The sequence below is a fragment of the Pseudarthrobacter sp. MEB009 genome, from assembly GCF_030208875.1.
Lineage (GTDB): Bacteria > Actinomycetota > Actinomycetes > Actinomycetales > Micrococcaceae > Arthrobacter.
Genome location: NZ_JARVTC010000012.1, coordinates 64,106 through 82,584 on the forward strand (window position 1 = coordinate 64,106; position 18,479 = coordinate 82,584).

20 protein-coding genes are annotated in these 18,479 nt (G+C 66.1%); 10 read left to right on the forward strand and 10 right to left on the reverse strand.

The window, feature by feature from the left end; translation table 11 throughout:
- Positions 1–183: 183 nt before the first annotated feature.
- The 5 genes from QRN07_RS10855 to QRN07_RS10875 all read left to right on the forward strand — a co-directional run bounded on the left by QRN07_RS10855 (position 184) and on the right by QRN07_RS10875 (position 5,472).
- Complete coding sequence (locus QRN07_RS10855; RefSeq protein WP_285241045.1) at positions 184–864, forward strand: DUF4245 domain-containing protein; 681 nt, start codon at positions 184–186, stop codon at positions 862–864.
- 9 nt (positions 865–873) lie between these two features.
- Positions 874–1,488 carry a carbonic anhydrase gene (locus tag QRN07_RS10860; RefSeq protein WP_050687906.1) on the forward strand — a complete coding sequence of 205 codons (615 nt, stop codon included), beginning with the start codon at positions 874–876 and terminating at the stop codon, positions 1,486–1,488.
- Between the two features lie 76 nt (positions 1,489–1,564).
- Positions 1,565–2,986: a class II fumarate hydratase gene (locus QRN07_RS10865; protein ID WP_050687907.1), complete on the forward strand. Its 1,422-nt coding sequence runs from the start codon at positions 1,565–1,567 to the stop codon at positions 2,984–2,986.
- A gap of 123 nt (positions 2,987–3,109) precedes the next feature.
- Positions 3,110–3,778, forward strand: coding sequence for a TetR/AcrR family transcriptional regulator (locus QRN07_RS10870; protein WP_056597946.1), 669 nt, complete (start codon positions 3,110–3,112; stop codon positions 3,776–3,778).
- The gene (locus QRN07_RS10875) at positions 3,775–5,472 is read left to right on the forward strand and encodes an MDR family MFS transporter (RefSeq protein ID WP_050684574.1); all 1,698 of its coding nucleotides are present in this window, start codon (positions 3,775–3,777) and stop codon (positions 5,470–5,472) included. Before QRN07_RS10870 ends, QRN07_RS10875 begins: the two co-directional genes overlap by 4 nt.
- Positions 5,473–5,566: 94 nt before the next feature.
- Here QRN07_RS10875 and QRN07_RS10880 read toward each other — a convergent pair whose 3' ends face one another.
- Positions 5,567–6,037 (reverse strand): NUDIX hydrolase, encoded by a 471-nt coding sequence (locus tag QRN07_RS10880; protein ID WP_285241020.1) that lies wholly within the window; start codon positions 6,035–6,037, stop codon positions 5,567–5,569.
- Positions 6,038–6,068: 31 nt separating this feature from the next.
- Entirely contained in the window at positions 6,069–6,608 is a 540-nt protein-coding gene (locus QRN07_RS10885; protein WP_285241021.1) for a prepilin peptidase, read from the reverse strand.
- A 59-nt stretch (positions 6,609–6,667) separates the two neighbouring features.
- Here QRN07_RS10885 and QRN07_RS10890 point away from each other — a divergent pair, with 59 nt between their 5' ends.
- Together QRN07_RS10890 and QRN07_RS10895 are read left to right on the forward strand one after the other, a co-directional pair.
- The gene (locus QRN07_RS10890; protein ID WP_285241022.1) at positions 6,668–7,480 is read left to right on the forward strand and encodes a hypothetical protein; all 813 of its coding nucleotides are present in this window, start codon (positions 6,668–6,670) and stop codon (positions 7,478–7,480) included.
- Positions 7,481–7,504: 24 nt separating this feature from the next.
- A complete protein-coding gene (locus QRN07_RS10895) occupies positions 7,505–8,152 on the forward strand; it encodes a GNAT family N-acetyltransferase (RefSeq protein WP_050684577.1) in 648 nt (215 codons plus the stop codon).
- Positions 8,153–8,252: 100 nt separating this feature from the next.
- On the opposite strand, the gene phoH2 is transcribed toward QRN07_RS10895, so the two are convergent.
- Positions 8,253–9,671, reverse strand: a complete 1,419-nt coding sequence (phoH2, locus tag QRN07_RS10900) for an RNA 5'-3' helicase PhoH2 (RefSeq protein ID WP_050684578.1) — start codon at positions 9,669–9,671, stop codon at positions 8,253–8,255.
- 236 nt (positions 9,672–9,907) lie between these two features.
- Positions 9,908–10,669: an isoprenyl transferase gene (locus tag QRN07_RS10905; protein ID WP_050684579.1), complete on the reverse strand. Its 762-nt coding sequence runs from the start codon at positions 10,667–10,669 to the stop codon at positions 9,908–9,910.
- Between the two features lie 255 nt (positions 10,670–10,924).
- Between QRN07_RS10905 and trhA the strand changes: the two genes are divergently transcribed.
- Entirely contained in the window at positions 10,925–11,566 is a 642-nt protein-coding gene (gene trhA / locus QRN07_RS10910; RefSeq protein ID WP_285241046.1) for a PAQR family membrane homeostasis protein TrhA, read from the forward strand.
- A 41-nt stretch (positions 11,567–11,607) separates the two neighbouring features.
- Here the strand turns inward: trhA and QRN07_RS10915 are convergent, their stop codons facing one another.
- A complete protein-coding gene (locus QRN07_RS10915; protein WP_050684580.1) occupies positions 11,608–11,940 on the reverse strand; it encodes a hypothetical protein in 333 nt (110 codons plus the stop codon).
- Between the two features lie 89 nt (positions 11,941–12,029).
- A complete protein-coding gene (mca, locus tag QRN07_RS10920) occupies positions 12,030–12,935 on the reverse strand; it encodes a mycothiol conjugate amidase Mca (protein WP_050684581.1) in 906 nt (301 codons plus the stop codon).
- A 111-nt stretch (positions 12,936–13,046) separates the two neighbouring features.
- Here mca and QRN07_RS10925 point away from each other — a divergent pair, with 111 nt between their 5' ends.
- Both QRN07_RS10925 and greA read left to right on the forward strand, forming a co-directional pair.
- Entirely contained in the window at positions 13,047–13,499 is a 453-nt protein-coding gene (locus QRN07_RS10925; protein ID WP_050684582.1) for a DUF4307 domain-containing protein, read from the forward strand.
- Between the two features lie 158 nt (positions 13,500–13,657).
- Entirely contained in the window at positions 13,658–14,152 is a 495-nt protein-coding gene (gene greA / locus QRN07_RS10930; RefSeq protein WP_050684583.1) for a transcription elongation factor GreA, read from the forward strand.
- Positions 14,153–14,237: 85 nt separating this feature from the next.
- On the opposite strand, the gene QRN07_RS10935 is transcribed toward greA, so the two are convergent.
- Genes QRN07_RS10935 through QRN07_RS10950 form a run of 4 tightly spaced genes read right to left on the reverse strand, consistent with a single transcriptional unit; the run spans position 14,238 to position 18,454 of the window.
- Entirely contained in the window at positions 14,238–14,876 is a 639-nt protein-coding gene (locus QRN07_RS10935; RefSeq protein ID WP_056597938.1) for a rhomboid family intramembrane serine protease, read from the reverse strand.
- A 9-nt stretch (positions 14,877–14,885) separates the two neighbouring features.
- Positions 14,886–16,124 (reverse strand): threonine ammonia-lyase, encoded by a 1,239-nt coding sequence (gene ilvA / locus QRN07_RS10940; protein WP_050684585.1) that lies wholly within the window; start codon positions 16,122–16,124, stop codon positions 14,886–14,888.
- A 12-nt stretch (positions 16,125–16,136) separates the two neighbouring features.
- Complete coding sequence (locus QRN07_RS10945; RefSeq protein WP_082178202.1) at positions 16,137–17,453, reverse strand: AI-2E family transporter; 1,317 nt, start codon at positions 17,451–17,453, stop codon at positions 16,137–16,139.
- Between the two features lie 56 nt (positions 17,454–17,509).
- Positions 17,510–18,454, reverse strand: a complete 945-nt coding sequence (locus QRN07_RS10950) for an aldose 1-epimerase family protein (protein ID WP_050684587.1) — start codon at positions 18,452–18,454, stop codon at positions 17,510–17,512.
- Positions 18,455–18,479: the final 25 nt, after the last annotated feature.

The following is an 18,479-nucleotide window of genomic DNA, read 5'->3' on the forward strand; positions in this document are numbered from 1 at the left end:
TTAAACCCGCAACGCCGGTGCGGCGGTGCGGTGATTCCTCTGCTTCCGATCATAGTCGCGGCATCGGGCACGGGGCATCGGATGACGCGCCCCCGCAATGTGCCGGGATTGGCCGGAGCCGGACCGAGGGGGTCCCGAATAGCAGAGGGTGCCTCTATAGGCGACTATGGAGGGGTGAATGAAATGCAGGAAAAGCCCAGCCCCAGCCCCGAACCCAGCGAAACCCGCGGCCGGGAGTCTGCCGCCGGGCAGGACGGCGGCAGCCAGGTTTTGCCCGTCATTCCGGCCGCGGCGGCCAAGCGGGCCAACGCTTCGGTGATCGGCATGATCATCGCCCTGGTGGTCAGCATTGCGGCGTTCCTGCCGGTAATCCTGATGAACCCGCTGCCCAGGAGTGATGGCTACCGCCCGGACATCGACGTGGCCGCAATAGCCGGCCGGGCCGCGGATGTGGCGGGATTCACACCTGCCGCGCCGGACACCGGCGGTGCGTTCAGGGCCAATTACGCCCGCTGGGAGGCAGGCACGTCCAGCGGGGTCCCCACCTGGGAGGTGGGCTACCTGACGCCCAAGGGCTCCTTCATCGGCATGGTCCAGACCATCAAGGCCAACCCCACCTGGCTGCTCCAGGAAACCCGCAACGCCCCCGTTACCGGCTCCCGCAGCGCAGGCGGCCAGGAATGGGAACTCCGGGACACCGGCAAGGGCGAGAAGTCAATGGTGCTGGAATATGGCGGCACCACCGTCATCCTGACCGGCGCCGCCCAACTGGAAGAATTCGGCACGCTGGCGGGCGCCGTGGTGAAGTCCATTGAGGCCAACCCGGCCGTAACAGTTTCACCGTCCGCCACCGCAGCGCCGTAACGTAGTCGCGTGGCTACCTACCTGACCCCCGCACTCGCCTGGCGCCGCCTGCGCGAAGGAAACGAACGCTTCGTCAACGCCGAAACGTCCCACCCCAACCAGGATGCGTCCCGCCGCTCCTCCCTGGTGGAGAACCAGCACCCGTTTGCGGTGATCTTCGGCTGCTCGGATTCCCGGCTCGCCGCCGAAATCATCTTCGACGTCGGCCTTGGCGACGTTTTTGTGGTCCGCACCGCCGGCCAGGTCATCGACGACGCCGTCCTGGGCTCCCTCGAATACAGCATCGGCGTGCTGGGGGTGCCCCTGATCGTGGTCCTCGGCCACGACAACTGCGGCGCCGTCAGCGCCACCAAGGCCGCCGTCGAGACCGGACAGATGCCTGCCGGTTTCATCCGGGACCTGGTGGAGCGGATCACGCCCTCGGTGCTGACCTCGCTGCGGAACGACCAGACAGAGGTCAACGACATGGTGGTGGAGCACGTCAAGCAGACCGCCCAGCGGCTGGCGGACAGCTCCCGTGTGATTTCCGACGCAATCGAAAGCGGCCGCGCCGCCGTCGTTGGCCTGTCCTACAGCCTGGCGGAAGGCCGGGCGGACGTTGTTTCGGGCATCGGGGACCTCTAGCGGCACCGGGCGGGCCGCCGCGTCGCAGCCCCTTCACGGTTTTCGATGGTGCGCCCGCTCGTCCTAAGCTAGCCCCATGACTTCCACTGAAGAATTCCGCATTGAACACGACACGATGGGCGAAGTCCGCGTCCCCGTGAACGCCCTGTACCGTGCACAGACGCAGCGTGCAGTTGAGAACTTCCCCATCTCCGGAAAAACCCTGGAACGCGCCCACATCGAGGCGCTGGCCCGGGTCAAGAAGGCTGCGGCGCAGGCCAACGCGGAACTTGGGGTGCTCGACGGCGAGCTGGCCAAGGCGATCGCCGACGCTGCCGATGAGGTGGCGGCGGGCAAGTACGACGGCGACTTCCCCATCGACGTTTTCCAGACCGGCTCCGGCACCTCCTCGAACATGAACACCAATGAGGTGCTGGCCGAACTCGCATCACGCGCCCTGAAGGCAGCCGGCAGCGACAAGGTGGTCCACCCCAACGACCACGTCAACGCCTCGCAGTCCTCCAACGACGTCTTTCCCACCTCGGTCCACGTGGCAGCCACCTCGGCCCTGATCAACGACCTCATTCCTGCGCTTGGCTACCTGGCAGAGTCGCTGGAACGCAAGGCCGTGGAGTTCAAGGACGTCGTGAAATCCGGCCGCACCCACCTCATGGACGCCACCCCGGTGACGCTGGGCCAGGAGTTCGGTGGCTACGCAGCGCAGGTCCGCTACGGCATCGAACGCATCAACGCAGCACTCCCCCGCGTCGCTGAGGTTCCGTTGGGCGGCACGGCCGTGGGCACGGGCATCAACACCCCGGCCGGCTTCCCCGAACGTGTCATCGAACTGCTCGCCACGGACACCGGCCTGCCGCTGACCGAAGCCCGCGACCACTTCGAGGCCCAGGCCAACCGCGACGGCCTGATCGAAGCGTCCAGCCAGCTGCGCAACATCGCGATCTCCTTTATGAAGATCAACAACGACCTGCGCTGGATGGGCTCCGGCCCCAACACGGGCCTGGGCGAAATCGCGATCCCCGACCTGCAGCCGGGTTCCTCGATCATGCCGGGCAAGGTCAACCCCGTCATCTGCGAGGCCTCCATCATGGTGTGCGCGCAGGTCATCGGCAACGACACCGCCATCGCCTGGTCCGGCACCAACGGCGCCTTCGAGCTGAACGTCGGCATCCCCGTGATGGCCGCCAACCTGCTTGAGTCCGTGCGCCTGCTGGCCAACACCAGCCGCGTGATGGCGGACAAGATGATCGACGGCATCACCGCGAACGTGGAGCGCGCCCGCTTCCTGGCCGAGGCCTCACCGTCCATCGTCACCCCGCTGAACAAGTACATCGGGTACGAGAACGCGGCGAAGATCGCCAAGAAGGCCGTGGCCGAAGGCCTCACCATCCGTGAAACCGTCATCGCCATGGGCTTCCTGGAGCGCGGCGAGGTCACCGAGGAACAACTGGACACCGCCCTGGACGTTATGTCCATGACGCGCCCGCCGCACAAGGCCTAGTTCCCCCGGCTTTCCTGCAGTACGACGGCGGCCGCCACCTTCCCAGCGAAGGCGGCGGCCGTCGTCGTACGCATCTCCCACATTAAGTTGCACTAATTCAGACTTAGTGCAAAACTTTACTCTGTGACTCAGAGTGCAACTTTAGAAAACGGCCTTCGTGAGCGGAAACGGGCCGCAACGCGGCAGGCCATCACCAACGCCGCCCGGACCCTGACGGCCGAACGCGGGCTGAACGGCTACACCGTGGAAGAGGTCTGCGAAGCCGCCGGAATCTCGCGCCGCACCTTCTTCAACTACTTCCCGGCCAAGGAAGACGCCATCATCGGCCACGTGGACGACGACGTCCCCGAGGACATCCTTGCCGAGTTCATTGCGGGCGGCGCAGCCTCCCCTGCCGGCGAAATTTCCCCCACCCTCTTCCAGGACCTCATCCGGTTCTCCCTCCGGCTTTCCGAAAAGATGACCGCCTCCGAGGAGGAAACCCGGCAGCTGATCGCCGTGGTCCATAAGGAACCGCAGCTGATCCTGCGCATCATCGGGGTCACTGACCGACGCGAGAAGCAGTTCGCCAGGGACCTGGCCCGCCGCGAAGGCGTGGGCGAGGACCATCCCGTGGTGCAGATGGCCGTGGTCCTGTTGGGCACCATCGCCCGCAAAAGCAGCATGGCCTACTTCTCGGACGGCAACACCCGCCCCTACCGCGAGCTGCTGATGGAAAACATCAGCGCCGCCAGCAGCCTTTTCTCCCAGCCTTTCGACCCCACCACCGCAGCAGCAGAAGGACACTCATGAGCACCACCACCAAGCCACCGGCAGGGCCCCTGCTGTTGACGCAAAAACGCATCTGGATCATCTTCTCGGCGCTCATCGCCGGCATGCTGCTCTCCAGCCTGGACCAGACAATCGTCTCCACGGCCATGCCCACCATCGTGGGCAAGCTCGGCGGCGTCGAACACCAGGCCTGGATCACCACCGCCTACCTGCTGGCCACCACCATCGTGATGCCCATCTACGGCAAGTTCGGTGACATCCTGGGCCGGCGGAACCTGTTCCTCGTGGCCATCGCGCTGTTCACGCTCGCCTCGGTCGGCTGCGCCCTTGCGACCGATTTCTGGGGCTTTGTCATCTTCCGTGCCATCCAGGGCCTGGGCGGCGGCGGCCTGATGATCCTGTCCCAAGCCATCATCGCCGACATCGTCCCCGCCAAGGACCGCGGCAAGTACATGGGCCCGCTGGGCGCCATCTTCGGACTCTCCGCCGTGGCCGGCCCCCTCCTGGGCGGGTTCTTCGTGGACCACCTCACCTGGGAATGGGCCTTCTACATCAACATTCCCATCGGCATCGCCGCCTTCGCCATCGCCTGGTTCACCCTGACGCTGCCGAACAAAAAGGCAGAAAAGCGCATTGACATCCTCGGGGTCCTCCTCCTCTCCACCGCCACCACCTGCCTGATCTTCTTCACGGACTTCGGCGGCAAAAAGGACGAAGGCTGGGATTCTCCGCTGACCTGGGCCTTCGGTGCCGGCCTTGTCCTGTCGGCCGCAGCCTTTGTTATGGTGGAGCGCCGCGCCGAGGACCCCATCATTCCGCTGAGCCTGTTCCGCAACCGGATCTTCGTCAACGCCACGGCCATCGGCTTCACGCTGGGCCTGGGCATGTTCTCCGCCATCGCCTTTGTGCCCACTTTCCTGCAGATGTCCTCCGGCACGTCCGCCGCCGAATCCGGCCTGCTGATGCTGCCCATGATGGTGGGCCTGATGGGCACCTCCATCTACTCCGGCATCCGGATCTCCAAAACCGGCAAGTACAAGATGTTCCCCATCCTGGGCGCTGCTTTCACCATGGCTGCCATGCTGTGGATGACCACCCTGGCCGCCACAACACCCATCTGGGTTATCTGCGTGCAGCTGTTTGTGTTCGGTGCAGGCCTGGGCCTGATCATGCAGGTGGTGGTCCTGGTGGTCCAGAACTCCGTGCCGGCAGAGCAGATCGGCACCGCCACCAGCACCAACAACTACTTCCGCGAAGTGGGTGCCGCCATGGGCGTCGCAGTGTTTGGTGCCATCTTCACCAACCGGCTCTCCGAATCGCTGACCACCGCCTTCACGGGGGCCGGCGCATCGGCTGACCAGGCCGCGCAGTCCACCAGCACCCTGGACCCGGCAGCGCTCAGCCAGCTCCCGGAGCAGCTGCGGGACGCCATCGTGAACGCTTACGCCGACTCGCTGGCGCCGGTGTTCTGGTACCTGCTGCCCTTCATTGCCGTGGCCCTGCTCCTGGCCATCACGCTCAAGCAGATCCCGTTGTCGGATACGGCCGGCATGGTGGCCCGCGGCGAGGCAGTGGGCGGCGAGGAAGCCACCCGGCTCGAGGCCGAGCAGCGGGCAGCAGCCGCCGGCGAAGCGCCCGCCAGGCAGGACGACCCTGCGAACAACGGCCGGGATGCCGCGGACGACGACGGCGGGCTGGTTTCCCAGCGACGCTGACGCGGGCTGCCACCACGGTCCGTCGGATCACGACAAGCAGGGACGCCGCAATCTTGGGGGTTGCGGCGTCCCTGCCTGGTTTTAAGCCGTCGGCTCAGGCCTCGAAATGCGCTGTCCCCGCCGGCGCGAGGGCACGACGGATGCTGGTGAGGTGGCCGGCCATCAATTCCGGCAGGTCCGTCGGGGCGAACCAGCCCACGGCAAGGGATTCGTCGTCGTTGATCCGGGCGGTCCCGGACACGTACCGGCACCTAAAAACAATGTCCAGGAATTCACAAACATCGCCGTTCGGGTAGGTGAACGGACCCACGGCGCCAACAGAGACCACGTGCTCCACCTCTGCCACCACGGCTGTTTCCTCAAACATCTCCCGCACCAGGCCGCGGGCGGGCTGCTCCCCCGGCTCCAGGATGCCGCTGACCAGGGCCCACTGCCCGTTATCGGCCCGCCGGGCCAACAGGATCCGGCCTTCCCCGTCCACCACCACACCCCGGACGCCGGGAAGCCACAGCAAGTCGTTGCCGACCTTCTTACGCAGGTTCAGGATGAAGTCAGGTGCAGGCATAAGCCAAGCCTATGCCTCCGGCGCACCGCCCTCAGGCCGGCAGGAGCAGGGCCAGGAAAGCACCGGCCAGCATAAACGGGCCGAACGGGATAGCTGTCTTCAACGTGCCGCGGCGTGCCACCAACAGGATTACGGACCAGGATCCGCCCAGCAGGAACGCCAGGAACGTGCCCGCGAACAGGTGGCCCCAGCCCAGGAAGCCCAGGTACAGGCCCAACACTCCCGCCAGCTTCACATCGCCGAACCCCATGCCCGGCGGGTACAACCGCCGCAGCACATAGTAGAACAGCCACAGCAGCCCCGCTCCCGCCAGCACCCGGAAAGTCTCCGTGGCGGCAAGCCCTCCGAGGTGGAGGGTACCGGAGCCGGCATCACCCAGCGCCGCGGCAGCCACCAGAAGCAGGCCGACAATGGCGTAGGAAGGGAAAATGATCCGGTTGGGCAGCAGGTGATGCCGGACATCGATGACTGTGAGGCGCACGGCCATGACCACAAAATAGGCGCACGCGGCCAGCACCAGCCAGAAGGCCACAGGGTTGCCGGCCCAAAGGCCGCCGAGTCGTCCCATCACCCCTCGGATGCTACTGGAATCGGGCCAGGCTCAGAACCGCGCCCGCGTAATATGTGGATATGGCCACATGGGACGCCCGGCACCGCCCGGATCCGGAGCACGGCGCCGGCCCGGCGGACACGGCAGCAATGTTCCGGAACCTCTGCCGGTCCTCGCCGTGGAAATGGCAGGCCCTGCAGTTCGAGTACTGGGATGAGCCCTTCACCGATGCCCCTGCCCCGGCGGCGCCGCTGGTGCGGGCGTCGCTGCGCCGGCCCGGCGCGCTCCGGTTGGAAAGCCCCGACGGACTGGTCCTCCACAGCACACCCGGAATCAACGACTCCCGCGACGGGTTTTACGTCACCTCGACACGGAAGTCCTGGCTGCTGCCGCCGCACCTTGTTACCCCGGTCTATGACGGCTCCGGCCTGGTCCGCCGCAGGCCCGAGGCCGCGTACGGGGATCCCGGGTTCGGCAACGGCCGTCTTTCGGCGGCCCTGGACCCGGTGGAACTGGCGGGCAATGCCCCGGTGCCCCTGGAATTCCCTGGCAGCAATGCAGTGCTGGTCCACGGCGTCCGGCGGCTGGACCACGAGGGCCGGCCCGCGCTCGAGGCCGAGGTGTCGCCTACGGCGGCGTACCACGCCGGCGATCCCGCAGCCCCGCTGTGCCTGCCTGGCAGGTCATTGGTCCGGCTGGACCTGCGGACCGGTGTCTGTGTGGCCAGCCGCTCCCTGGAACCGGAGAAGGACCAGTACGGCCACTGGCTGCGGATCCTCGCGGTGGACGGATACATGCCTGATGATCTGTTCCTGGCCAGCCCTGCAGCTCCGGCGGATGTCCGCCGATACATCAGCTGGAACCTCCCGGCCCAGGTGTGGCCCGAACCCTAGGTGCCGCTGGGCTAGGCTGGCCCGATGACTGCGATAACCCACCTGTGGCCCCTCGACGGCCTGGTCCTGAAGACACCGCGCCTGGAACTGCGGACCGTGACGGACCAGGACCTGCCGGCGCTGGTCGATGCTGCGGCGGGCGGCATCCACGAACCCGGCAGGAACCCGTTCAGCACGGCCTGGGCCGAGGCGCCCCGCGCCGAGCTCGGACCCCGGATGGCGCAGTGGCACTGGCGGAACCGGGCGGAGTGCGGACCGGAGTCCTGGACCATCCTGCTGGGCATCTGGCACGAGGGGGCGCTCGTTGGCTGCCAGGACGTTGGCGCCAAGAAATTCGCGGCCCTCAAGACCGTCAGCACCGGCTCCTGGCTGCAGCGCTCCGCGCACGGCATCGGCCTGGGCAAGGAGATGCGGGCCGCCGTTGTGCTGTGGGCGTTTGACTGGTTGGGTGCCGAAGTCGCCGAGTCCGAGGCCGCCGCGTGGAACGAATCCTCGCTGGGCGTCTCCCGTTCCCTGGGCTACGAACCCAACGGGGTGCACAGGACCCAGTGGGGCACCGAGGTGGAAACGGTCCAACAAGTCCGGCTCACCCCCGAATCGTTCAAACGCCCCGACTGGGAGTTGCAGGTGGCAGGCCACAACGCCGCGGCTGAGTTCCTGGCGATCTCCTGAGCCAAGGAGGATTTGGTGTCCGGGCGCGCCTTCCGGCAGCGTGCGTCAAAGGCGAGGAACGAGCCAGCACGCAGAGGAAGGGGCACCCGGGCACCTCCGCTTACCCTTCGAGCAACTCCGTCACCAGTGCTGCGATGGGTGAGCGTTCGCTGCGGGTGAGCGTGATGTGGCCGAAAAGCGGGTGTCCTTTCAGGGTTTCGACGACCGCGGCGATGCCGTCGTGCCGGCCGACGCGGAGGTTGTCGCGCTGGGCGACGTCGTGGGTGAGCACAATCTTGGAGTTCTGGCCCATGCGGCTCATGACCGTCAGCAGGACGTTTTTCTCCAGGGACTGCGCTTCGTCCACAATCACGAAGGCATCGTGCAGGGACCGGCCACGGATGTGGGTCAGGGGCATCACCTCAAGCATGCCCCGGTCCATGACTTCCTCCACCACTTCCTGGCTGACCAGCGCGCCCAGGGTATCGAAGACTGCCTGGGCCCACGGGTTCATTTTTTCGGACTCGGAGCCCGGCAGGTAGCCCAACTCCTGGCCGCCCACGGCGTACAGCGGGCGGAACACGATGACCTTGCGGTGTTCGCGGCGTTCCAGGACCGCTTCCAGGCCGGCACAGAGCGCCAGTGCGGACTTGCCAGTGCCGGCGCGGCCGCCGATCGAGACGATTCCCACGGCGGGATCCATCAGCATGTCGATGGCCAGCCGCTGCTCAGCGGACCTGCCATGCAGGCCGAAGACATCGCGGTCGCCCTTGACCAGGCGGACCTGTTTGTCGGCGCCCACCCGACCCAGCGCGGAGCCCCTGTTGGACAGCAGCACCAGGCCGGTGTTGACCGGCAGTTCCGCGGCAGCCGGGATAAAAACGGGTTCGTGGCCGTACAGGGTGGAGATTTCCTGTTCGTTGGCCTCCACCTCGGCCACGCCTGTCCAGCCGGAGTCCTTGACCAGTTCGTTCCGGTACTCGTCGGCAGTGAGGCCCATGGCCGAGGCCTTGACGCGCATGGGCAGGTCCTTGGACACCACCGTGACGTTTTTGCCTTCGTTGGCCAGGTTTTTGGCGACGGCGAGGATGCGGCTGTCGTTGTCGCCGCTCCGGAACCCCAACGGGAGCACCTCCGTGGAAATATGGTTGAGCTCCACAGTCAGGGTGCCGCCGTCGTCTCCGATGGGGATGGGCCGGTTCAGGCCGCCGTGCTGGACCCTGAGGTCGTCCATCAGCCGGAGTGCTTTCCGGGCGAAGTATCCCAGTTCCGGGTCGTGGCGTTTGGCCTCAAGCTCGGTGATGACCACCACCGGGATCACCACCTCGTGTTCGGCGAAGCGCAGCAGTGCCAATGGGTCCGAGAGCAGGACCGAGGTGTCGATCACAAAGGTGTTGATGGCTGGTTCCCTTCCGGAGACGGCAAAACCGGTGTCAGCATCTGGTGCTGCACCGGTTTGTGTGGTGGCTCGCGTGGCGCGAGAGGTAGCTTTCACTTCCTGGTCGGAAACGACCTCGGGCAGTGTTTCAGAAGTAGCCACATCGACTCCAGCCCCGGGCGCCAGCCCGGATTTCTTAATGGTGAGGCGGTTCGGCCACGAGGCCGGATCCGGCCTCCCATACATCCGGTGCGATGTTCCGCTCCATGTACTGGCCTCCCCGATCAGCCGGCGGTTTGCCTGCTGATGGATATAACGTAATTCCGCCGCGGGTAATTTCCGCAACCATTACGCGGCGATTCCTGTTGCCGCTGCGTGAACTTGGAGTTAACGGACCCTCAGGAACCGAAGCGGCGCTGCCTGCCGGCGTAGTCGCGCAGGGCGCGCAGGAAGTCCACCTTGCGGAACGCCGGCCAGAGGGCCTCGCAGAAGTAGAACTCGCTGTAGGCGCTTTGCCACATCAGGAAGCCGGAGAGCCGCTGTTCGCCCGAGGTGCGGATCACCAGGTCCGGGTCGGGCTGGCCCCTGGTGTAGAGGAACCGGGAGATGTCATCCACGCTCAGCGCGTCGGCGAGCCTGCCGATGTCCTCGCCCTTGGCCACGGCGTCGTGCAGGAGTTCCCTGACGGCGTCCACGATTTCCCGCCGGCCGCCGTACCCCACGGCCACGTTGACGTGGATCTTCTCGCGCAGTGTGGTCCGGGCGGTCAGGTTGTTGAGCCGCTCGGCCAGGTAGTCCGGCAGGAGTTCCGGGGCTCCCATGGCGTGCACGGAGATGTTGGCATCCTCATCCAGGCGGTCAAGGGTATTGGCGATGATGCCCATCAGCAGGTCAAGCTCCTCGCTGGACCTGTTCATGTTGTCCGTGGACAGCATGTACAGGGTGACCACCTTGACGCCGAGTTCCTGGCACCAGCCCAGGAACTCGTGGATCTTGTCCGCGCCGGCCTGGTGGCCCTGGCTGGTGGGGGCGTTGAACTGCTTGGCCCAGCGCCGGTTGCCGTCCACCATCACGCCGATGTGCCGGGGAATGCGGTCCCGTGCGAGGCCACGCAGGAGCCTGCGCTCATAGAAGCCGTAGAGGAACCCGGGCAACTCCACGCCTCCACTCACCTGACTTCCTTGCTGGACGTTCCTTGCACATCCTAGGCTACCGTCCGGCTTTGCTTCCGCCGTCCCACGCCGCTCCGCCGTGCCGCCGCCAGGTCCTACTCATGGGTAACTTACCGGATCGTAAGTTATTCTGGGACCATGAACAGCGAGATGCCGGAGGCACCCCGGACCCCGCAACCGGAGGACGGATCCACCACAGCAGGCGCCCCCAAGGGCACCGCCCTGGATGACGCGGCGGTGCGGCTGGCGGAGCTGCTGATGATCAAACCGAAGTGGCGGGGCTGGATCCACACCGTGGCGGCTCCGATGGCCCTGGCCGCCGGCATAGTGCTGGTGGTCCTCGCCCAGACGCCTGACCGGAAAATCACCTCGGCCATCTACGCTTTCACCGGCGTGCTGCTGTTCGGGATCAGCGCCATCTACCACCGCGGCAACTGGTCGCCGGGGGCAAAACGGGTGTTGAAGCGGCTGGACCACACCAACATCATGCTGGTCATCGCCGGCAGCTATACCCCGCTGGCCTGGAGCCTGCTGGAACGGCCGCAGGCGGTCCTGCTGCTGTGGGTGATCTGGTCCGGCGCCATCCTGGGCGTGCTTTTCCGGCTGTTATGGACGGACGCGCCGCGCTGGCTCTACGTCCCCATCTACATTGCGCTGGGCTGCGGGGCGCTGTTTTACCTGCCGCAGTTCTTCCAGGCCAACATCGCCTCGGCGGTCCTGATTTGCGTGGGCGGCGCGCTGTACATCACCGGCGCCGTGTTTTACGCCCTGAAGAAGCCCAACTTCAGCTACCACCATTTCGGGTTCCACGAACTTTTCCATGCCCTGACGGTCTTTGCCTTTGCGGCGCACTTCATCGCAATCGCCATGGCAGTGCTGGGCTGAGCAGGTACACGCGGGCCTGGGCCGGCCCCCCTGGGCGGGGCTCAGTCGCGGGGCCGGTGGTCCAAGGCGTTGGATCCGGTACCTTCGGGGCCAACGGGGCCGGGAGCTGCCAGGCCGTCGTGCTCGTCTGCGGCGTCAACGTCGGCCGCGGCGGCCGCAGCAAGCCGGTCCTCCTCCACCTGTGCCCGGTAGCGGACCCTGCGGATACGCCGCACCATGTCGATAATCAGCAGCGTGGTGGCCACCACAAAAAATGCCGTCATGATGAATCCCCACAGGCCAGGGGTCACCTGGTCCTCGGAGAGCCCGTCCCGGAGCCCCGGCGTGGGCATCGGCGACGGGGTGGTGGCCAGGCTAAGGAGCAGATGATGCACTGTTAAAACCTTCTGTGGAACGGCGGCAGCAGGCGCCGGCCGGCCTCCCGGCCGGTTCTTCTACGCGGCATAGAAATTGCCTGCTGGTTCTATCTTAGCCCGGCGAAGAGATCCTTTTCGGGGAGCTCGGAGGGAACCCGGGACTTGATCAGGCAGTAGTCCTCCCACGGCCATGCTTTTCGCTGCATCTCCGTGGAGACGGCGAAGAAGAAACCCAGCGGGTCGATCTGGGTCCGGTGGGCGCGCAACGCGTCATCCCGGGCTTCGAAGAAATCGCCGCAGTCCACCTGGGTGGTGGTGGCGTGCACCGTGACCGGCGGGGTGTGGCCCTCGGCGTCGGTTTCCAGCCAGGCTGCAAGCCGCTCGGCATACGGGGACTGCAGGCCTGCCTCCTCCAGGGCGAAGTGCAGGGCCCGGAACCGGTCGGGGCTGAACGCTCGGTCGTAGTACAGCTTGCTGGGCTCCCAAGCCGGTCCGGCCTCTGGGTAGCGGTTGGGGTCCCCGGCAGCCTCGAAGGCTTCAACGGCCACCTTGTGGGCCATGATGTGGTCCGGGTGGGGGTAGCCGCCGTTTTCGTCGTAACTGAGGATGACGTGCGGTTTGAAGGAACGCACCAGTCGGACCAGGGGGGCGGCGGCATGGTGCAGCGGCAGCGTGGCGAAGGATCCGGCAGGAAGCGGTGGCAGCGGGTCCCCTTCCGGCAGCCCGGAGTCCACGAAGCCAAGCCATTGCTGGCGGATGCCCAGGACTGCTGCGGCGTTCGCCATCTCGAGGCGGCGCGCGCCGGCCATGTCGCGCTTGGGGTGCGGTGCGTCGGCCATGGCGGGGTTCTGGATGTCGCCGCGGGAGCCGTCCGTGCAGGTGGCCACCATAACGTCCACGCCGGATGCTGCGTACATGGCCATCGTGGCAGCACCCTTGCTGGATTCGTCGTCCGGGTGGGCGTGGACTGCGAGCAGCCGCAGCGGTGCCGGGGAGTTGCTGGGCGCTGTCATTGAAGGACCGCTCCTCTTTCTTCTGTACTTAGGCTGGATGGAACAAAGCGGGCTGCAGTGGTGCGCTGCCGGCCGGAAAAGCCACCGGCGGAAAGGCACTAAACTGGTCAGGTGACTTCCCCGGACCAGCCGGCCCCCTCCGCGCCCGCAGACACCAGCCTAGCCAATCGCTATGGTGCAAAAAAACAGGGGCTTACCCCTCGCGCCAAACGCATCATTGCCGGTGCCGCGCTGGCTGTGGGCATTGGCTTTATGGCCTGGGTTTCCACGTCCAACGCCTTGGGTGGGGTGACGTTCAAGGACATCGGCTACAGCACTCCCGACGGCACGCTCGCAGAAGTTGATTTCCAGGTCACCCGCGAGCCCGGCACCGAGGTCAAATGCGCCGTCAAGGCGCTGGACTCGAAGTACGCGGTGGTGGGCTGGAAGGTTGTGGATATTCCCGCGGAGGCCACGGAGGACTCGTCCGACGGCGGCAGGACACTCGCGCAGCGGGTCTCCGTCCGGACCGAATCATTGTCAGTCTCCGGTGTGGTGGACAGTTGCTGGGTGCCCAAGGCGTAGCTTCCGTTGCTGTGACCTGCATCGCTCCGGCTTTGGGATAAACCTGCCGGACTGACTACACTGGTCCAATACCTTTACCCCGCTGAGCTGGTTGCCGCTCCACAAGTGGCCACCATGGCGGGGTCTTTTGCATGTAGGACCATATAGAGGAGAAGTCCGTGTCTACCACCAACAGCGCAGCTGCAGCCTGGCTTACCCAGGAAGCTTTTGACCGCCTGAAGGCAGAGCTGGACCACCTTTCCGGCCCCGGCCGGGCGGATATCGTCCAGAAGATCGAGGCCGCCCGGCAGGAAGGTGACCTCAAGGAGAACGGCGGGTACCACGCCGCCAAAGAGGAACAGGGAAAGATCGAGGCGCGTATCCGCCAGTTGACCGCCCTGCTCCGGGACGCCCACGTGGGCGAGGCACCCGCTGATGACGGCATCGTGGAGCCCGGCATGCTGGTGGTGGCCCGGATTGCCGGCGACGAGGAGACGTTCCTGCTCGGTTCCCGCGAAATTGCCGGCGACTCCGACCTGGACGTCTTCAGCGAGAAGTCCCCGCTGGGTGCCGCCATCCTGGGCCACAAGGAAGGCGACTCACTGAGCTACGTGGCGCCCAACGGCAAGGACATCACGGTGGAGATCCTTTCCGCCAAGCCGTACTCCGCCTGACCCTCAGCACAGCAAAGCGCCGCCGGGCCCCGAAGGGACCGGCGGCGCTTTGGTTTTTTAAGCCCGGTAACCGGGGTTGAACATCTCAGATGCCGGACCGGTTCCCGGGCGCCAGGGTTGCCGTCCGGTTCCGTGGCCGCAGCAGCAGGGCTGCGGCCACACCGCCCGCGGCACCGCCCAGGTGCGCCTGCCAGGAGACGAACCCGGCAACGGTGGGCAGGAGCCCGAAGAGGATGCTGCCGTACAGCATAAAAAGAACCACTGCCAGCAGGATCTGCTTCCAGCTGGAATTGAAGAACCCCCGCACCAGGAGGAACGCGAACAAACCAAAAACCAGCCCGGAGGCACCTACGGTGACCCCGGGGTCACCGATCAGCCAGACCGTCAGCCCCGATCCCAGCCAGCTGAAGCCAAGGGCGGTGAGGAACACCCGGATCCCGGACAGGAACACCAGGAAGCCGAAAATGATCAGCGGCAGGGCGTTGGAGAGCAGGTGGTTGAGGTTTGCGTGCAGCAGCGGGAAGGTCAGGATGTCCAGCAGGCCGTCAGCGCTCCGCGGCCGCAGTCCGAAAGTCCTGTTCAGTGAGCGCGTCAGCAGGAAGTTGATCACCTCGATGACAAACAAAACCGCCACAAAGCCACCCAGGACCAGCAGCCCGCCTTTGGCACGTGCGGCGATGCCCTGCCGCTCCCCCGCGGACCTGTCCCCCAACATTTTGGCCATGGTGTGCTCCTAGTGCACCACGATGGGCTGGAAACCCTCGGCGCGCAGTGCGCTGAGGACCTGTTCGCCATGTTCGTGGCCCTTGGTTTCCAGGTTGACCGTGATGGACACGTCCCCCATGCTGATCGCGCCGCCCACCCTGGTGTGGTCCAGGCCGGTGACGTTGGCGTCGTTCTCGGCGATGATCCTGGCGATGGTGGCCAGCGAGCCGGGCCGGTCATCCAGCATCATCCGCACGGTCATGTAGCGTCCCGCAGCCGACAGGCCGCGCTGGATGACCTTGAGCATCAGCATGGGGTCGATGTTGCCACCGGACAAAACCACCGCCGTGGTGCCCGGGTTTTCGATCTTGCCATCCATCAGGGCGGCGACGCCCACGGCACCGGCGGGTTCCACCACCATCTTGGCCCGTTCCAGCAGGAAGATCAGGGCCCGCGCCAGGGAGTCCTCACTGACGGTGACCACATCATCCACCAGTTCCCGGATGATGCTGAACGGCAGCTGGCCCGGGCGGCCCACTGCGATGCCGTCAGCCATGGTGGAAACTTTGGTCAGCGGCACCAGGGCGTCGGCTGCCAGCGACGGCGGGTACGCGGCAGCGTTTTCCGCCTGCACGCCGATGATCCTGATTTCGCGGCCCAGTTCCCGGGCGCGGGCCTTGATGGCCACTGCCACTCCGGCCAGGAGCCCGCCGCCACCAACACCCATCAGGATGGTGTCCACGTGGGGGATCTGTTCCAGGATCTCAAGGCCCAGCGTGCCTTGGCCGGCCACAACGTCCACGTTGTCGAAGGGGTGGACAAATACGGTGCCGGTCTCGTCGCTGTAGCGCTGCGCTTCCGCGAGCGCCTCGTCCACGTTGTGCCCGTGCAGGATGACCTCGGCGCCATGGCTGCGCGTGGCGGCAAGCTTGGGCAGGGCCACTCCCAGCGGCATGTAGATGCGGGCCTTGATGCCCAGGCTCTTGGCGGCGACCGCCACGCCCTGGGCGTGGTTGCCGGCGGATGCCGCGACGACACCGCGCTTCTTCTCCTCCGGGGAGAGCCGGGCCATCCGGACATAGGCGCCGCGGACCTTGAAGGACCCAGCCCGCTGGAGGTTTTCGCATTTGAAGTAGACCTCGCCGCCTACCAGCGCACCGAGCGCGCGCGACGATTCCACCGGTGTGCGCGCAATAATCCCGTCCAGGAGCTTCTGCGCCTCAAGGACATCGTCCAGGGTGACGGGAAGGGTTTCCAGGATATTCACGTACTGCTCTCCTTAGGATTCGTCCCCTGAGCCGTGCTCCGTGGCGGTGCGGGCATCAGGATCTGCTGCTGTGGTGCCGGGGGCGGCCTTCCTGCCGCGGCGAAGCGCAGCCGGACGTTCAACGTCTTTGAACGTGGTGTCCGCTCCGGCGCCTGCCATCAGGAGCGTCGCCGGCACGTCTTCATGTTCCCACGTTCTGGCGGCGATGTAGCGAATGGACGAGTTTGCGACGGCGAGGATGGGCACCGAGAACAGGGCGCCGGGGATCCCGGCCAGGTAGGAGCCCGCGGCGACGGCAAGGATGACGGCCACAGGGTGCAGTGACACGGCTTTGCCCATGACCAAAGGCTGGAGGATGTGGCTTTCGAGCTGCTGGACCGCCAGCACGATGGCCAGCATGATCAGGGCGTTGATGGGGCCGTTGGCCACCAGGGCCAGGAGCACGGCGATGGCGCCGGTCACCAGGGCACCCACCACGGGGATAAAGGAGCCGATGAAGACCAGGACGCTGAGCGGCAGGGCCAGGGGAACGCCGATGATTGCGGCTCCCACGCCGATGCCCACGGCATCCACAAACGCCACAAACAGCTGGATACGTGCGTAGCTGACCATCGATGTCCAGCCCTTGCGGCCGGCGCCGAACGTGGCCGCGCGCGCTTTCCTGGGCAGGAGGCGGACCATAAAGGCCCAGATCCGGCCGCCTTCAAGGAGGAAGAAGATCAGGATGAACAGGGCCAGCACCAGGCCCGCTGCGAAATGCCCCGCCGTGCTGCCGAAGGACAACGCACCACTGACGATGCTGCTGCTGTTGTCCTGAAGCGCGGTGGTTGCTTCCTTGAGGTACTGGTCAATCTGGTCCGCTGTCAGGTGCAGGGGCCCATCGGCCAGCCAGTCCTGGACCTGTTTCACCCCGGTCAGCGCCTCGGACCAAAGTTCGCCGAAGCCGGAGAACAGTTGCCGGCCCACCAGCGCCAAGGCCCCGGCAATAAGCCCGATGAAGCCCAGCACGGTGACGGCCACAGCCAGCCCGCCGGGGGTTCCGTGCCGTTTCAGCCAGGCCACGATTGGGCTCAGCAGCCCGGCCAGCAGTGCCGCCACCATAACGGGGATCAGCAGGAAACTGATGCGGGCCAGCAGCCAGATCAGGGTGCCGCCCACCAGCAGGATGAGCCCCAGCCGCCACGCCCACGACGCAGCGATCCGGATGCCGTAGGGAATGTCCTGGTCCAGCTCCCGGTCCGTGCGGACCCTTAGCGGCGGCACGGCGGCGGATCCGGGCTGCCCGGGGGATGGACTGCTGGAGTTTACGGCGTCCTCGGTTGGCGTCATAGCCTAATAATTCACCAGCCACGGCCGTATGGGAAACTGCGGGCCGGGCCCGGCGGCTAGGCGCCGGCGCTGTAGTCGATGCCCCACTCGATGGTGAAGGACTCCCCCGGCCGGAGCCAGCGGAGGCCCTCACCCGAGTTGAAGGCATTGGCGGGCCCGGTCATGGGTTCCACGGCCACGGCCCGGCTGCGGCCGGGGTACTCGGTGCTGACGAACACGTGCACGTACGCGCAGGACTCGTCCTGCCAAAGGCTCACGTGCCGGCCGTCCGGAGCGGAGAGGGTGTGCCGGGCTTTGCCGGCGGTGTACTTCAGGTCAGTCAGGGCAACATCGACGCTGAGCGCTGCCACCTTCCGGCCGGACCGGAAATCGGTGTCTCCCGCCACGGGCGCCGCGCTGCGGGGTATCAGGCGTTCATCGGCCACAAGCTGGGTCTCTGCGTCGACGGTCAGGACCAGGCCGTCGATGGGCGCATCACCCAGCCGCAGGTACGGGTGGGCCCCCAGGACAAACGGCGCCGGCGAGTCCGACAGGTTGGTGAGCGTCTGGCGGACCACCAGCCCCAGGTTCTCCGCCACTTCGTACTGGACCCGGTGGCGGACCAGGAACGGATACCCATGCTGCGGAAAGATCGTGGCTTCCAGTGATACGGAATGTTCGGTTTCGTCCACGAGGGCGTACGAGGCGTTGCGCAGCAGTCCGTGGCTGGCGTTGTTCCGCGAAACTTCCGTGATGTCCAGCTGCTGTTTTTTGCCATCCAGGAACCAGACCCCGTCCTCGACGCGGTTGGCCCAGGGGGCCAGCGTAATGCCGGTGGCCCCGGGCGGAATCCGGTCGTCCGCGTACGTTTCGGTCAGCAGCACGCCATCGCGGCTGTAGGAGCGCAGTCCTGCGGCGAGTTCGGTAACCACTGCCATGGCGTCACCCCGGCGGAGTTCGTATTGCCGGCCGGTGGCGTACGCGCGGGCCCCGCCATGGGTGGCCTCCAAAGGAAAAGTCATGGGACATACGGTACCCCGCCTGCCG

Bases quoted from the DNA above. Each gene is read 5' to 3' on its own strand.
- QRN07_RS10855 (WP_285241045.1), top strand. From the start codon at position 184: ATGCAGGAAAAGCCCAGCCCCAGCCCCGAACCCAGCGAAACCCGCGGC.
- QRN07_RS10865 (WP_050687907.1), top strand. From the start codon at position 1,565: ATGACTTCCACTGAAGAATTCCGCATTGAACACGACACGATGGGCGAA.
- QRN07_RS10875 (WP_050684574.1), top strand. From the start codon at position 3,775: ATGAGCACCACCACCAAGCCACCGGCAGGGCCCCTGCTGTTGACGCAA.
- QRN07_RS10880 (WP_285241020.1), bottom strand. From the start codon at position 6,037: ATGCCTGCACCTGACTTCATCCTGAACCTGCGTAAGAAGGTCGGCAAC.
- QRN07_RS10890 (WP_285241022.1), top strand. From the start codon at position 6,668: ATGGCCACATGGGACGCCCGGCACCGCCCGGATCCGGAGCACGGCGCC.
- QRN07_RS10895 (WP_050684577.1), top strand. From the start codon at position 7,505: ATGACTGCGATAACCCACCTGTGGCCCCTCGACGGCCTGGTCCTGAAG.
- mca (WP_050684581.1), bottom strand. From the start codon at position 12,935: ATGACAGCGCCCAGCAACTCCCCGGCACCGCTGCGGCTGCTCGCAGTC.
- QRN07_RS10935 (WP_056597938.1), bottom strand. From the start codon at position 14,876: ATGGCCAAAATGTTGGGGGACAGGTCCGCGGGGGAGCGGCAGGGCATC.
- QRN07_RS10945 (WP_082178202.1), bottom strand. From the start codon at position 17,453: ATGACGCCAACCGAGGACGCCGTAAACTCCAGCAGTCCATCCCCCGGG.
- QRN07_RS10950 (WP_050684587.1), bottom strand. From the start codon at position 18,454: ATGACTTTTCCTTTGGAGGCCACCCATGGCGGGGCCCGCGCGTACGCC.